At 75.9% G+C, this 14,530-nt stretch carries 16 protein-coding genes; 9 read left to right on the top strand and 7 right to left on the bottom strand.

The features are described 5' to 3' along the window. The first annotated feature begins 6 nt into the window (after positions 1-6). Positions 7-720 (top strand): TetR/AcrR family transcriptional regulator, encoded by a 714-nt coding sequence (locus tag DCS98_RS23235; protein ID WP_206340041.1) that lies wholly within the window; start codon positions 7-9, stop codon positions 718-720. Between the two features lie 13 nt (positions 721-733). Here the strand turns inward: DCS98_RS23235 and DCS98_RS00820 are convergent, their stop codons facing one another. The 5 genes from DCS98_RS00820 to DCS98_RS00800 form a co-directional block, all read right to left on the bottom strand. Further along, positions 734-1,333, bottom strand: a complete 600-nt coding sequence (locus DCS98_RS00820) for a TetR-like C-terminal domain-containing protein (RefSeq protein ID WP_116449460.1) — start codon at positions 1,331-1,333, stop codon at positions 734-736. A gap of 160 nt (positions 1,334-1,493) precedes the next feature. After that, the gene (locus tag DCS98_RS00815) at positions 1,494-1,826 is read right to left on the bottom strand and encodes a hypothetical protein (protein ID WP_116449459.1); all 333 of its coding nucleotides are present in this window, start codon (positions 1,824-1,826) and stop codon (positions 1,494-1,496) included. Between the two features lie 42 nt (positions 1,827-1,868). Continuing rightward, a complete protein-coding gene (locus DCS98_RS00810; protein WP_116449458.1) occupies positions 1,869-2,759 on the bottom strand; it encodes a 1,4-dihydroxy-2-naphthoyl-CoA synthase in 891 nt (296 codons plus the stop codon). Positions 2,760-2,769: 10 nt separating this feature from the next. Beyond that, positions 2,770-3,327 carry a hypothetical protein gene (locus tag DCS98_RS00805; protein WP_164704310.1) on the bottom strand — a complete coding sequence of 186 codons (558 nt, stop codon included), beginning with the start codon at positions 3,325-3,327 and terminating at the stop codon, positions 2,770-2,772. Between the two features lie 199 nt (positions 3,328-3,526). Then, on the bottom strand, positions 3,527-4,003 hold the full coding sequence (locus tag DCS98_RS00800) for an NUDIX domain-containing protein (RefSeq protein ID WP_116449456.1): 477 nt from the start codon (positions 4,001-4,003) through the stop codon (positions 3,527-3,529). 124 nt (positions 4,004-4,127) lie between these two features. Here DCS98_RS00800 and DCS98_RS00795 point away from each other — a divergent pair, with 124 nt between their 5' ends. The 6 genes from DCS98_RS00795 to DCS98_RS00770 all read left to right on the top strand — a co-directional run bounded on the left by DCS98_RS00795 (position 4,128) and on the right by DCS98_RS00770 (position 9,858). Beyond that, positions 4,128-4,586, top strand: a complete 459-nt coding sequence (locus tag DCS98_RS00795; protein WP_116449455.1) for a MaoC family dehydratase — start codon at positions 4,128-4,130, stop codon at positions 4,584-4,586. Beyond that, positions 4,583-5,158, top strand: a complete 576-nt coding sequence (locus DCS98_RS00790; RefSeq protein WP_116449454.1) for an LOG family protein — start codon at positions 4,583-4,585, stop codon at positions 5,156-5,158. The genes DCS98_RS00795 and DCS98_RS00790 overlap by 4 nt, the downstream gene beginning before the upstream one ends. Positions 5,159-5,206: 48 nt before the next feature. Next, a complete protein-coding gene (locus DCS98_RS00785; protein WP_116449453.1) occupies positions 5,207-6,145 on the top strand; it encodes an alpha/beta fold hydrolase in 939 nt (312 codons plus the stop codon). 10 nt (positions 6,146-6,155) lie between these two features. Continuing rightward, complete coding sequence (locus tag DCS98_RS00780; protein ID WP_116449452.1) at positions 6,156-7,274, top strand: NAD(P)/FAD-dependent oxidoreductase; 1,119 nt, start codon at positions 6,156-6,158, stop codon at positions 7,272-7,274. A gap of 71 nt (positions 7,275-7,345) precedes the next feature. Then, a complete protein-coding gene (locus DCS98_RS00775) occupies positions 7,346-7,894 on the top strand; it encodes a hypothetical protein (protein ID WP_116449451.1) in 549 nt (182 codons plus the stop codon). 119 nt (positions 7,895-8,013) lie between these two features. Then, a complete protein-coding gene (locus tag DCS98_RS00770; protein WP_116449450.1) occupies positions 8,014-9,858 on the top strand; it encodes a helicase-related protein in 1,845 nt (614 codons plus the stop codon). Positions 9,859-9,870: 12 nt separating this feature from the next. On the opposite strand, the gene DCS98_RS00765 is transcribed toward DCS98_RS00770, so the two are convergent. Next, positions 9,871-10,944, bottom strand: a complete 1,074-nt coding sequence (locus tag DCS98_RS00765; protein ID WP_116449449.1) for an ABC transporter ATP-binding protein — start codon at positions 10,942-10,944, stop codon at positions 9,871-9,873. Between the two features lie 222 nt (positions 10,945-11,166). Here DCS98_RS00765 and DCS98_RS00760 point away from each other — a divergent pair, with 222 nt between their 5' ends. Together DCS98_RS00760 and DCS98_RS00755 are read left to right on the top strand one after the other, a co-directional pair. Next, complete coding sequence (locus DCS98_RS00760) at positions 11,167-12,633, top strand: glycoside hydrolase family 3 N-terminal domain-containing protein (RefSeq protein WP_116449448.1); 1,467 nt, start codon at positions 11,167-11,169, stop codon at positions 12,631-12,633. Next, entirely contained in the window at positions 12,630-13,745 is a 1,116-nt protein-coding gene (locus tag DCS98_RS00755; RefSeq protein ID WP_116449447.1) for an N-acetylglucosamine-6-phosphate deacetylase, read from the top strand. The genes DCS98_RS00760 and DCS98_RS00755 overlap by 4 nt, the downstream gene beginning before the upstream one ends. Here the strand turns inward: DCS98_RS00755 and nagB are convergent. Further along, positions 13,742-14,524 carry a glucosamine-6-phosphate deaminase gene (gene nagB, locus DCS98_RS00750; protein ID WP_116449446.1) on the bottom strand — a complete coding sequence of 261 codons (783 nt, stop codon included), beginning with the start codon at positions 14,522-14,524 and terminating at the stop codon, positions 13,742-13,744. The two genes, DCS98_RS00755 and nagB, sit on opposite strands and share 4 nt — an antisense overlap. Positions 14,525-14,530 lie beyond the last annotated feature (6 nt).

The raw sequence follows: 14,530 nt of genomic DNA, 5'->3' as shown, positions 1-14,530 counted from the left end.
GCGACCGTGGGTGAGCTGAGGGATCGTCGTGCACAGAAGAAGGCGCAGACGCGCGAGCACGTCCGCACCGTCGCGCAGCGGATGTTCGCCGAGGGCGGCTTCGACGCGGTGACCATCGCCGACGTGGCGCGCGAGGCCGACGTCGCCGTGCAGACGGTCTTCAACCACTTCGCGACCAAGGAGGAGCTCTTCTTCGACGGGCGCCTCCCCTGGGTCGACGCGCCCGCCGAGGCCGTGCGCACGCGCGCCGAGGGCGTCTCGCCGCTGACCGCGCTGCGCCGCCACCTGGTCGCGGGCGCCGGTCACTTCGTGGCGCTGCAGCTGTCGGAGGAGACCGCGTCGTTCACCGCCGCGCTGGCCGCCTGCCCCGACCTCGCCGCCTACGAGCAGCGGGTGCTGTACGAGGCCGAGCTGCGCCTGGGCGCCTGCCTGGCCGAGGCCTGGGCCACCGATCCGGAACCGGGCGCCGGCCGCGGCCTGGCGCCGGAGATCGCCGCCCCGCTCACCGCCGCGATGTGGCTGACGGCCTCGCGCGTCGTGCTGGTCGAGCAGCGCCGGCTGGCCGCCCACCGGGGCGACGCCGCGGCCGTCGCCGCCGAGGTCGAGCGGCTGCTCGACCAGGTGCTGGCCACCATGCAGGCCCGTTTCGGCACGCCGCTCGAGGCCGGTCGCCGCGCGGACACCGGCTGGCCGCCGGTGGACATGCGGCGCGCCGGCTGACGCGCCCGGGCGGTCAGACGACCGCGGGCTCCCGCGAGGAGGAGACGGCGATCGGCACGAGCACGTCGTCGACCACGCGCTCGACCGCGTCGGGCGTCATCGCGCCGTCGCCGGCCGCGGTGTAGCGCTGCCACCAGAACGCCTGCAGCACCGAGCCCAGGAGCGCCAGCCGGCCGGGCTCGACCGGCTCGCCGCGCTCGGCAGACCGCGCACCCAGCTCGGCGACGACCCGTTCCAGCGGGTGGACCAGCGCCTCGTCCAGCCCCTTGCGCAGCTGCTCCTCGTGGCGGGCGGCGCCCACGATGCTGGCGACGGCGCGCTCCTCGCGGTCCAGCGGGCGGGTCCAGCGCGAGGCCAGCGCCACGAGGTCGGCCCGCAGGGAGCCGCCGTCCTCGGGGACGTCGACCAGCCGGAAGCGGCCGACCGCGGTGCACGCGAGGGCGGCCATGGTGGGCCACCGGCGGTAGATGCCCGCCTTCCCCGCCCGGGCCCGGGCGGCGATCCGGTCGCTGTTGAGCCGGCCCCAGCCCTCCTCGGCGAGGATGTCCACCGCGACGGACAGGAGCTGCTCGGACAGCTCCGAGCTGAGCGGCCGCCCGGGCGTGCCGCTCATGACCGGATTCCGTGACCAGACGTCATACGCACCGCGACATCGTGACGTGTGAATGGATTCACCACAATGACCCTGGACCGGAACCGTTGAGTACTTGAGTACTTGAAACTTGGTGCACCGTGCGCGGACATCCGCGCAGGTCAGGGCACAAGTGTCCCAGTCAGGCGCCGGCCGCGCTCTCGACGTGCACCTTCACCGTCGCGCCGTCCTCGGACAGCCAGCCCTGGCTGCGCGCGCCGGCGATCATGCGGTCCCACTGCGCCTGCCACTCGGGGTCCTTCGCCCGCGGCTGGGCGGCGGCGTGCAGGGCGGCGACGTCGAGGACGGCGGTCTCGCCGTCCTGCAGCCGGCCGAGCCCGGCCCGCTCCAGCACCTCGGCGGCCTCCTCGTCGGTGACCTCCCCCAGCGCCAGGTGCAGCCGGCCGAGGTCGTCGACGTCCACGACCCGCGCCTCCGGACGCTCCTCGGCGCCCCCGATCACCTCGACGATCACGGCGTCCTCCTCGTCATGGGGTCGTTATGGCCACTATGGCCGCTAGACATGCCACGGGAAGCGGGTGAAGTCGGGGTCGCGCTTCTCGAGGAAGGCGTCGCGGCCCTCCACCGCCTCCTCGGCCATGTAGGCCAGCCGCGTCGTCTCGCCGGCGAACAGCTGCTGGCCGACCAGGCCGTCGTCGATGAGGTTGAACGAGTACTTGAGCATCCGCTGCGCGGTCGGGCTCTTGGCGACGATCTTCTTCCCCCACGCGAGCGCGGTGGCCTCCAGCTCGGCGTGCGGGACGACGCGGTTGACCATGCCCATCCCGTGCGCGTCCTCGGCCGTGTACTCGTCGCCGAGGAAGAAGATCTCGCGGGCGAACTTCTGGCCGACCTGCCGCGCGAGGTAGGCCGAGCCGAAGCCACCGTCGAAGCTGCCGACGTCGGCGTCGGTCTGCTTGAACCGTGCGTGCTCCGCGCTGGCCAGGGTCAGGTCGGCGACGACGTGCAGGCTGTGCCCGCCACCGGCCGCCCAGCCCGGGACGACGCAGATGACGACCTTGGGCATGAACCGGATCAGCCGCTGCGCCTCGAGCACGTGCAGCCGGCCGCTCGAGCGCCCCTTGTCGTGCTCGTAGCCGTACTTCCCGCGGACCCGCTGGTCACCGCCCGAGCAGAAGGCCCACCCGCCGTCCTTGGGGCTGGGGCCGTTGCCGGTGAGGAGCACGCAGCCGACGTCGGTGGACAGCCGCGCGTGCTCCAGCGCCTCGATCAGCTCGTCGACGGTCTGCGGACGGAACGCGTTGCGCACCTCGGGGCGGTCGAAGGCGATGCGGACGACGCCGGCGTCCACGGCCCGGTGGTAGGTGATGTCGGCGAAGTCGAAGCCCTCGACCGGCGCCCACGCGGAGCTGTCGAAGATCTCGGAGACGTCGTCGCGGGCGCTCATGCGCTCGAACCTAGGGCAGCACCGTGCCGAGCGTGTCGGTGACCGGATCGGTGACCCCGTCGACCACGTCGGTGACCGTCTCGCAGAGGCACGGCTTCTCGGCGGCGGGCGGCGTGGGCTGCTGAGCGGCGGGCTGCTGGGGCGCCGGCTGCTGGTTGCTGCCCGGCGACGTGCCCGGGTTGCTCCCGCCGCCCGACGGGGCCGGGTGGGTGCCGCCACCGGCAGGCGCCGGCTGGGCCCCGGCGACCGGGACCGACCCGCCACCGGAACCGGCACCCGCTCCCGCGGAGCCGCCGCCCCCGCCCGCGACGGCGGCGCCCCCGGTACCGCTCCCGCCACCGACGTCCGACACCTCGGCGGCCGGGTCGACCGGGGGGACCTCGGGGGCCGGCGACAGGGAGGACTCGGTGGCCACCCCCGGGGTCGACGGGCCGGGGCCGCCGCCGATGCCCGTGTCCGGGTCGCCGGTGAAGACGCCCTCGGGATCACGGGCGGTTCCGGTGCGGTCACCGCCCCCGGCCAGGAACAGGGCCAGGGGGGCGGCGACGAGCAGGCCCGCGCAGGCCATGCCGAGCACCAGGATGATCCGGGCCCGGTGCTGCTGGACGGTGGAACGCAGAGCACCGGGCCCGGCGCCGCGCGATGCGGGGCCAGGGGCGCGGTGCCGGTGGACGCGGGACAGGGCCGGCTCCTTCAGGTGGTGCGGTGGTGCAGGGAAGCCGTGACCGCCTACCCACGCAGAGCGACCTCATGCCCGACACGCCGGACTACCGTCGCGCGTCCTCCAGCAGCGGGCGCAGGCGGCCGAAGGAGGCCGCGAGACCCGGGTGCAGGTCCACCTCGCCGAGCCCTGACAGCGGCACCCAGGCCACGCCGTCGCTCTCCCCGTCGAGCCGCAGGTCCGCGGCCTCGATCCGCCGGGCGGGCCGGGCGAGCACCGTCGTGTAGGCCCAGCCGCCGTGGTCGTCCACCGACCGCGCACCGAGGACGACGTCGTCCGGGAGCAGCCCCAGCTCCTCGCGGACCTCCCGCAGGGCGCCGTCGGCGGCCGTCTCCCCGTGGTGCAGCGCGCCGCCCGGCGTCCCCCACGTCCCGCCGTGGTGCGACCAGGCCGCCCGGTGCTGGAGCAGCACCTCGGGGCCGTCGGCGCCGTCGCGGTGCAGCAGCAGGCCCGCCGCCCCGGCCCGGCCCCAGTGGCGGTGGCCCTGGGCGCAGGTCGTCCAGCCGTCGGTCGAGGCGAGCACCCGCCCAGTGAACCCGGTCGGCGCAAGGGTGGAGCTCCTGGCCACCCCCTCGACGCTCGTGCTCTGCCCACCCTGGTAGGCAGAGCACACGCGTGCGAGAACCCACCTGCGGAGGTCCACCCCCATGCCCACGACGACGACCATGGCCGAGGTCCCCGGGCTCCTCGGCCAGGAGCTCGGCAGCAGCGAGTGGTTCGAGGTCACCCAGGAGCACGTCAACCAGTTCGCCGAGGCGACCGGTGACCACCAGTGGATCCACGTCGACGTCGAGCGCGCGAAGGCGGAGAGCCCGTTCGGCGGGCCGATCGCGCACGGCTACCTGACCCTCTCCCTGCTCGCGCCGCTGTCGTCGCAGGTCCTCGTCGTCACCGACACGGTGATGGGCGTCAACTACGGCCTCAACAAGGTCCGCTTCCCCTCGCCGGTCCCGGTCGGGTCGCGGGTGCGGCTGACCGCGAGCCTGAAGAACGTCGAGGAGATCACCGGCGGCCTGCAGCTCACCCTGGCGGCCACCATCGAGCGCGAGGGCGGCGACAAGCCGGTCTGCATCGCCGAGCCGGTCTACCGCTACTACGGCGGATGACCCGCGTCGCCGTCTTCACCGGCTCGCACGCGGGCCCGGACTCCCACGCGGAGGCCGCCGCGGCGTTCGCCCGTGAGCTCGCCGGGGCCGGCGTCGGCATCGTCTACGGCGGTGGGCACGTCGGGATGATGGGCGTCGTCGCCGACGCCGCGCTCGCGGCCGGCGGCGAGGTCGTCGGGGTCATCCCGCAGCACCTGGTCGACGACGAGCTCGCACACCCGGGCCTGACCCGGCTCGAGGTCGTGGCGTCGATGCACGAGCGCAAGGCGGTGATGGCCGAGCTCGCCGACGCCTTCGTCGCGCTGCCCGGAGCCGCGGGCACCCTCGAGGAGCTCTTCGAGGCCTGGACCTGGGGGATGCTCGGCCTGCACGCCAAGCCGACCGCGCTGCTCGACGTCGACGGTTTCTGGCAGCCCCTGCTCACCCAGCTGCGCCGCATGGTCGACGACGGCTACCTCGACGCCGTCCGGCTCGACGCCTTCGGGGTGGTGAGCGACGCCGCGGGCCTGCTGGCGTTCGTCGACGGCTACGTGCACCCGCCCCGGAAGTGGACGGCACCGCCACAGCCCTGAGCGTTGTCTGTAACTCCCCGGCAACAGGTTTCGTGGTCCACTGGTGGGATGCCGCCCCGCCAGGTCGCCGAGACCCGTGTCGTCCACGGGCACAAGCGTGCTTTCATCCGGGCCGGCGAGGGGCCTGCGCTGCTGCTCCTGCACGGCATCGGGAACAACTGCCAGACCTGGGCGGGCGTGATCGACCGGCTCGCCGAGACGCACACCGTCATCGCGCCGGACCTGCTCGGGCACGGCAACTCCGACAAGCCGCGCGGCGACTACTCGATCGCCGCCTACGCCAACGGGATGCGCGACCTGCTGTCGGTGCTCGACATGGAGCAGGCCACCGTCGTCGGCCACTCGCTCGGCGGCGGCATCGCGCTGCAGTTCGCCTACCAGTTCCCCGAGCGGTGCCAGCGCCTCGCGCTGGTGGGCAGCGGCGGCCTCGGCCCGGAGCTGTCGGCCGGGCTGCGCGCGGCCACCCTGCCGGGCGCCGAGCTCGTCATCACCGCCCTCGCGGGGGTGTCCGGCCCGTTGCGGGCAGGCCTGCAGGCGGTGGAGAAGGTGGGCCGGGTGGCGGGCTGGCGTCGGGTCGGCGACCTCGCCGAGGCCGGCGACGCCCTGCTGGCCCTCAAGGACGTCGAGGCGCGGCGGGCGTTCCTCCGCACGCTGCGCGGGGTCGTCGACGCGCGCGGCCAGGCGGTCACCGCGGTCGACCGCCTCTACCTCGCCGACTCCGTCCCGATGCTCGTCATCTGGGGCAGCCGTGACCCGATCGTCCCGGCGCAGCACGCCGAGACGGTGCGCTCGCTCGTGCCCAGCGCCCGCGTCGAGGTCTTCCGGGACGCCGGCCACTGGCCGCACCTCGACGACCCCGACCGCTTCTGCGACGTCCTGCTCGACTGGATCGGCAGCACGGAGCCGGCCGCGCACGACCTCGACAGCTGGCGCCGGCTGCTGGCCCAGAACTGGGACGGCGTCGCGCGGCCGGTCCGACCTGCCTAGCGTTCCTCCTGTGGAGCACTGGGACGTCGTCGTCGTGGGGGGCGGGCCGGCCGGGTCCGCCTGCGCCGCGGCCGCCCGCCGCGCCGACCCGTCCGCGCGGGTCCTGGTCCTCGACCGCGCCGACTTCCCGCGCGACAAGGTGTGCGGCGACGGGATCGCCCCGGAGGCCCTCGACGTGCTCGCGAGCCTCGGCATCGACCCCGACGCGGCCACCGAGGGCTACGCCGTCGTCCCGCGGCTGCGGCTGCGCTCGCCGGGCGGCGCGCTGGTCGAGCGCACGATGCACCGCCCCGCCCGCGTCGTCCCCCGCGCGGTCCTCGACGCCCGGCTCCTCGCGTCGGCGCTGGCCGGCGGCGCCGAGTTCCGGCGGCACGTCGTCCGCCGCCTCGAGGTGCGCGACGACGTCGTCGAGGTCGACGGCGTCCTGACCGCCGGTGCGGTGGTGGGGGCGGACGGCGCCGAGTCCGTCGTCCGGCGGGCGGTGGGCACCGCGCCGAACCGGCCGCAGCACCTCGCGATCGCGATCCGCGGCTACGCACCCGTGCCGGAGGGGCTGGAGGACGTCCAGCTCATCGCCACCACCGAGCAGCGGTGGCCGGCCTACGCGTGGTCGTTCCCCCTCGGCGACGGGCGGGCGAACGTCGGCTACGGGGAGCTGGTCTCCGGCGGTGTGAACCGCGAGGGCCTGCTGGCCGGGCTCGAGCGGTTGCTGCCCGGCGTCGGGGCGACCGAGCTGAAGGCGCACCGGCTGCCGCTGTCGACCGGCCGGCCGCGCCAGCCCGACGGCCGGGTGCTGCTGGCCGGGGACGCCGCGTCGCTGATCAACCCGCTGACCGGCGAGGGGATCTTCTACGCGGTGCTGTCCGGGTCGCTGGCCGGTGCGGCCGCCGTGCGCGGGGCGTCCGCGGGGGCCGAGTACCGCACGGCGCTGCGGCGGCGCCTCGGCCGGCACCTGCTGCACTCCTCGACCGCGTCGTGGGCGAGCCGGTGGCCGTGGGTGATGGACGCCGTCTTCCGCGCCGCCGCCGGCGACCAGCGGGTGTTCGACGACGTCGTCGACCTCGGCCTGTCCGACGGCCGGCTCACCGCGCGCACCCTGGCCGCCGCCACCCGAGCCCTCTCGCGGTAGAGCACGGGGAGTTCCCGCGGGCGCCGCGCCGACGTCACGCCGCCGTCATCGCACCGCTGGAGCCTGCTCGCATGACCGAGGCACCGCCCCGCCCCGCCGTCGTCCCGCTCCCCGCTCCCGACCGCGCCACGCCGGCCACCCAGCAGCAGCGCCGGCTGCGCTACACCGCCACCCTCGCCGGGCTGCGCGCCCGCGCCGCCGTGACGCCCGCCGGTTCCCTCCCCCGCCTCCAGCTGTGCGGGGCGGCGAACCTGCTCACCGCCCTCGGCGTCCGCGTCGACGTCGTCCAGCCGCGCGTGGCGTGGCCGCGCGACCACCGACACCGGCTGCAGGTCGAGAACACCGCCGGGCTGCTCGGCGACCTCGCGCTGCTGGTCGGCGTCCCCCGGACGACGGAGGGGTGGGCCGACGTCGCCGACCGGGTCCTGCCGCTGCGGCCCTCCCGCCCGCCGGCCCGCCGCACCTCCGGCGCCCTCTCCTGCCCCGTGTCCGTGGGCTTCCGCACGGCCGACGGGCCGCTCCCGGTCACCCCCCGCACGCTGAACGACGTCGTCGCCGTCCGCGGCCTGGTGATCGACGTGCGGCTGCACGAGGCACGGGAGGAGCGGCGTGCGGCCTGACCCCGGGCATGTCCGGCCCCGTCCGGTTGTTGCCGTCCGTAGGGTCCGCGGCAGCTGGCAGTTCTCGCGCTCGAGCGGGCCCGCCCCGACCTCTCCCGACGTAAGGCCTGTCCCGACCTGTGAGCGTTCCCCCGAAGTCCCCTGATCGACGCCGCAAGCGCAGCGACCGCGACCTGCGCGACCGCGGCGAGGACCGCGCCGCCGCGCGCGTCGAGAAGCTCGCCCAGCAGAGCTGGGTGGAGGGCGCCGAGCCCGAACTGCCCGTCCGCACCACCCGGCCCGAGGACGTGGTCTTCCACCTCGGCCCGACCAACTCCGGCAAGACCTACGAGTCGCTGCTCGCGCTGGAGGAGAACGGCCGCGGCGTCTACGCCGCGCCGCTGCGCCAGCTCGCCCACGAGGCGTACGCCCGCCTGTCCGCGCAGCTGCCCGCCGGCACCGTCGGCCTCTCCACCGGCGAGGAGGAGATCGACCCCGACGCGCCGATCCTCTGCTGCACCGTGGAGAAGGCGCCGATGCGCGGTGACCTGCTGGTCCTCGACGAGTCCCACTGGGTCGCCGACCCCGACCGCGGCCACCACTGGGCGCGCCTGGTCCTCACCGGCGACTACCGCGAGATGCACCTGATCTCCGCCGCCGAGGCGTACCTGCTGCTCAAGCCGCTGGTCGCCGACGCGAAGTCGATCACCGTCGTCAACCACAAGCGGCTCTCGCGGCTCGACGTCCTCAAGGCCCCGGTCCGCGCCGACGGCGTCCGGCCGCAGACCCTCGTCGTCGCGTTCTCCCGCAAGGCCGTCTACGCCGTCGCGGCGGCGCTCGACCCGCACCGCCCCGGCAAGGTCGGCGTCCTCTACGGGGCGCTGCCACCGGCCACCCGCCGCGAGGTGATCGACCGCTTCACCCGCGGCGAGACCGAGGTGCTGGTGACCACCGACGTCATCGGCCACGGCATCAACGTGCCGGCCACGACGGTGCTGTTCGCGGAGACGACGAAGTACGACGGCTTCGAGCGCCGCGCGCTGCGGACCTGGGAGACGGCGCAGATCGCCGGCCGCGCCGGGCGCTACGGCCTGACCGGGCACGGCGCCGTCGGCATCCTCGCCGGGGTCGCCGGCATGAAGGCCGACGCCGGGCTGCTCAAGGCCGGTGCCGAGGTGGCCCGCGGCGACGCGATGAGCGACCTGCCCAAGCGGCGGCCACGGCTGCGCCCCGAGCTCGACGACCTCGGCGCCTTCGAGCCGGTCGACCTGCCCGAGGCACTCACCCGCTGGACCGCCTGGGCGCGCGCCGCCACCAAGGACCAGTCCATGACCGCCGACGACGTGACCGGGCTGATCGTCCGCGTGCACGCCCTCCTGCCGCTGCTGCGCGGCCCGCTCGGCGCGGTCGGCGACCTCTGGACGGTGTGGCGGCTGATCAACCTGCCGATCGACTACAACCCCCCGCGGCGCACCCGCTGGCTGGTGCTCGCCCGAGCGGCGCTGCGGTCGGCGGCCGGGCTGCGGGTCGACCCGGAGACCGTGCTGGAGCCGGTGCCGGACAAGGGCATGGTCGAGGACTACGAGCAGGCGGCGGCCGCCGCGCGCGACGCCCAGACGCTGCTCCGCTCCTTCCCCGGCGTCGCCGGCCTCACCGCCGAGGACGCCGCCGAGGTCGAGGAGGCGTGCGCCGACCGGATCACCGAGCTGCTGCCCGCCGCGATCGGGCTCTCGTCGTCGGGACGGTGCAGCTCCTGCGGTGCGGGCATCGCCCCGTGGTTCACGACCTGCCGCGAGTGCTCGGTGCGGTCCGCCGGCCGGGGGCCGGGCCGGGAACGCCACGACACAACCCGGCACCACGAGGGCCACGGCCGCCAGCCGAGGCCGGCGCGCGGCGGCGGTCGCGCGGGCGACACCGGGGGACGGCGCACCGGACGCGGGAGCGCGGCGCAGGAGGGGCGGGGGCGGTCGCGCCGTCCCCGCTGATCGCGCGGGCGGTCAGCCGCCGAGCCGCTCCCCGTCCGCGCCGAACAGGTGCACGTGGCCCGGCCGCGGCGCCACCGTCAGCACGTCGCCCTTCAGCGGCGGCCGCCGCGAGTCGACGCGCACGGTGACCGCCTGCGCGACGCCGCCGACCGTCGTCCGGCCGTAGGCGTAGGCGTCGGCACCGAGCTCCTCCACGACGTCGATCTCGACGGGCAGGCCGCCGGCCGCGACGTCGAGGTCCTCGGGACGGACGCCGAGCGTCACCTCCGCGACACCGGCCCGTTCGAGGACGGCGCGGTCCACCGGGTGCACCTCGCTGCCGAAGGCGACGCCGCCGTCGGTCACCGGCAGCTGGAAGAGGTTCATCGCGGGCGAGCCGATGAAGCCGGCGACGAAGGCGTTGCGGGGGCGGTCGTAGAGCTCCCGCGGCGTGCCGACCTGCATGAGCAGCCCGTCCTTGAGCACGGCCACCCGGTCGCCCATCGTCATCGCCTCGACCTGGTCGTGGGTGACGTAGACGGTGGTGACGCCCAGGCGCCGCTGCAGCTGGGCGATCTGCCGGCGGGTCTGCACCCGCAGCTTGGCGTCGAGGTTGGACAGCGGCTCGTCCATGAGGAAGACCTGCGGCTGGCGCACGATGGCCCGGCCCATCGCCACCCGCTGCCGCTGCCCGCCCGAGAGCGCCTTGGGCTTGCGGTCGAGGTACTCCTCGAGGTCGAGCAGCGCGGCCGCCTCCCGCACCCGGTCGCGGATCTCCTGCTTCGGCACGCCGGCGATCTTGAGGGCGAAGCCCATGTTGTCGCCGACGGTCATGTGCGGGTAGAGCGCGTAGTTCTGGAACACCATCGCGATGTCCCGGTCCTTGGGCGGCAGGTCGGTGACATCGCGGTCGCCGATGAGCACCCGGCCGCCCCGCACCTCCTCCAGCCCGGCGAGCATCCGCAGCGACGTGGACTTGCCGCAGCCGGACGGGCCGACGAGGACGAGGAACTCGCCGTCCTCGACGGTGAGCTCGAGGGCGTCGACCGCGGTGCGCTCGGCCCCGGCGTAGACGCAGGTCGCGCGGTCGTAGGTGACGGTCGCCATCGGGCCCTCCGGGCAATTCGTGGATCCGGGGCGGAAGTGCGCTCCCGGGCGATCGGAAGATACCGCTCCGCAGGGTCCGCGGAAAGGGTCCGGGGTGGCCCCGGACGGCAATTCCGCCCGACCGGTCGAATGGTGCGGCCCGACCCTGTGGAAAGGGCGCGGGAAATGGTTCGGCTCGACTAGTGTCGTCGGCACATCCGGTCGCGGGAGAAGCAGAGGGACATGTCGGAACTGGACCACCTCGTCAACGCCTGCCTGATGCCCGGATTCGCCGGACCGGCCGTTCCCGGGTGGGTCGCCGGCGCCCTCGACGAGGGCCTGGCGGGCGTCTGCCTCTACGGGCAGAACCTCGTGGGCGCGGGTTCCGCCCCCGACCGCGTACGGGCCGTCTCCGACGCGCTCCGGGCGGTCCGCGCGGACGCCCTGATCGGCATCGACGAGGAGGGCGGGGACGTCACCCGGCTCGAGTACCTGGTGGGCAGCAGCTACCCGGGCAACCTCGCGCTGGGCGTGGTGGACGACGAGGCGGTCACCACCGCGGTCGCCGCCGCGATCGGGCACGACCTGCGGCGGGCGGGCGTGAACGTCGACTTCGCCCCGTCGGTCGACGTCAACAGCGACCCCCGGAACCCGGTCATCGGGGTGCGCTCGTTCGGGGCCGACCCGGCCCTGGTGGCCCGGCACGGGGCCGCGTACGTGCGCGGGCTCCGCTCGGTCGGGGTCGCCGCGACCGCCAAGCACTTCCCCGGGCACGGGGCGACCACCGTCGACTCCCACCTCGGTCTGCCGGTCATCGACGCCGACGAGGAGACCTTCCGCCGGCGCGAGCTGCCGCCCTTCGCCGCCGCCGTGGCCGCCGGCGCCGACCTGGTGATGACCTCGCACGTCGTCTTCACCGCCCTCGACGACCGGCCGGCCACGCTCAGCCGGCGGCTGCTGGTCGACCTCCTCCGGGGCGAGCTCGGCTTCGAGGGCGTCGTCGTCACCGACGCCCTCGACATGGCCGGCGTCCGCGCGGCGCACGGCATCCCCGGTGCCGCGGCCCTGGCCCTGGCGGCCGGGGCGGACCTGCTGCTGCTGGGCGCCGAGGACGGCGAGGAGGACTGCGCCGCCGTGCGCCGCACCGTCGCGGAGCACGTGCGCGACGGCCGGCTGCCCGAGGCCCGCCTGCGCGAGGCGGCGGGACGGGTGACCGCGCTGCGGCACCGGCTGGCGGCGTCGCCGGCCGCGGAGCAGTCCGCCGTCGACCGCGAGGTGGGTGCGGCCGCGGCCCGGCGCGCGACACGGACCCGCGAGGCCGGCCGGCTGCCCGGTCCGGCACTGGTCGTGGAGCTGCGCGGGGAGGCGAACATGGCCGTCGGCCAGGCCAGGTGGAGCCTGGCCGAGCCGCTGGCGGCGCACGGGCTGCTGGCCGGCGCCGTCGCCGTGCACGACGGGACGCCGTCGGTCGAGGAGGCGCTGGCGGGAGCCGACGGGCTGCCCGTGGTGGTCGCCGTGCGCGACGCCTACCGCGCCCCGTGGCAGCGCGAGTGGCTGCAGCGGCTGGTGGCCCGGCGCCCGGACGCCGTGGTCGTCGCCCTCGGCATGCCCGACGACGCCGATCTGGTCCCGGGCCCGGTCGTGACCGCGCACGGGGCGGGTGCTGCGAACACCCGCGCGGTCGCGGAGCTGCTCGGCGGCCGGGCGTGACCACGCTGCTGCGGGGCGCCCGCCGGGTCGACGCAGACGGCGCCGTCGACGGGGGCTGGGCCCTCCTGGACGGCGGCACCGTCGCCGCGACCGGCAGCGGCGCGCCCCCGCCCGCCGACGAGGTGGTCGAGGGCGCGTGGCTGACCCCCGGCTTCGTCGACCTGCACGCGCACGGGGGCGGGGGATACGCCTTCGACGACGGCGCCGAGAGCATCACCGCCGCGCTCGAGGTCCACCGCCGGCACGGCACCACCCGCAGCGTGGTCAGCCTGGTGGCGAACCCCCTGGACGCGCTCGAGGAGTCCCTCGCCGCGGTCGCCGGCCTCACCGGGGTGCTCGGCTCGCACCTGGAGGGCCCGTTCCTGTCGCCGCAGCGCTGCGGGGCGCACGACCCGCGGCACCTGCGCGCACCCGCGGAGGACGACGTCCGGCGCCTGCTCGCGGCCGCCCGCGGCACGCTGCGGCAGGTCACGATCGCGCCGGAGCTGCCCGGCGCGCTGGAGGCGGTGGAGCTGCTGGCCGGCGCCGGCGTCACCGTCGCGGTGGGCCACACCGGGGCCGACGCGGAGCTCACCGCGCGGGCCTTCGACGCCGGCGCCCGCCTGCTCACCCACGCCTTCAACGCCATGCCCGGCATCACCGCCCGCGCGCCCGGGCCCGTGCTCGCCGCGGTGGCCGACCCCCGCGTGACGATCGAGGTGATCCTTGACGGCCGCCACGTGCACCCCGACGTCGTCGGCCTGCTGTTCGCCGCCGCCCCCGGCCGGGTCGCCCTGGTGACCGACGCGATGGCCGCCGCCGGGGCCGCCGACGGCCGCTACCGCCTGGGCGGGCTCGACGTCGACGTGCGCGACGGCCGCGCCGTCCTCGCCGGGACGTCGACCATCGCCGGCTCCACCCTGACCCTCGACGCCGCGCTGCGCACCGCGGTCACGACGCTGCGCCTCGACCCGGTCGCGGCCGTCACCGCGGTCACCGCCACCCCCGCGGCGGCCCTGCGGCTCGGGCACCGCCTGGGGCGGCTGGGCCCCGGCTTCGCCGCCGACGCCGTCCTCCTCGACGAGGACTGGCAGGTCCGCGCCGTCTGGGCCGAGGGCCGGCGGGTCCGCTAGGGGCGCTGCCACCCCGGCTTGTGGGCGTAGGTGTGCCGGTAGTAGTCGGTGAGGCGGAGCGCCGAGGCCGCGGCCCCGTCGACGACGACGGCGGCCCGCCGGTGCAGCTGCAGCGCCGACCCCGGGCACATGCTGGTCAGCGGCCCCTCGACGGCGGCCGCGACCGCCTCGGCCTTGCCCTCCCCCTGCGCCACCAGCAGCAGCTCGCGCGCCTCCAGGATCGTGCCCAGGCCCTGGGTGAGGCAGTGCGTCGGCACCTCGTCCGGCGAGGCGAAGAACCGCGCGTTGTCCGCGCGCGTGCGCGGGGCCAGGGTCTTGATCCGGGTGCGCGAGGCGAACGACGACGTCGGCTCGTTGAAGCCGATGTGCCCGTTGGCGCCGATCCCGAGCAGCTGCAGGTCGATGCCACCGGCCGCGGCGATCGCCCGGTCGTACTCCTCCGCCGCGGCCTCCAGGTCGGCGGCCCGGCCGTCGGGCACCCGCACGCGGTCCGGCGACATCCCCAGCGGGCCGACGACCTCGCGGGCGATCACCGCCGCGTAGCTCTCCGGGTGGGCCGGCGGGATGCCCACGTACTCGTCCAGCGCGAAGCCCCGGACGCCGGACATGTCCAGCTCGCCGGCGGCCGTGCGCCGCGCCAGCTCGGCGTAGATGCCGGTCGGCGAGGACCCGGTGGCCAGACCCAGCACCGCCTCGGGGCGGCGGCGGACCAGGGCGGCGATCCGGTCGGCCGCCAGCCGGGCCACCTCGTCGGCCGAGCCGAGGATCACGACCTCCACGGCGCC

Source organism: Blastococcus litoris, assembly GCF_003075095.1.
Classification (GTDB): Bacteria; Actinomycetota; Actinomycetes; order Mycobacteriales; family Geodermatophilaceae; genus Blastococcus_B; species Blastococcus_B litoris.
Note: the sequence above shows the minus strand (reverse complement) of the source record. Positions and strands in the feature narration are given on the sequence as shown.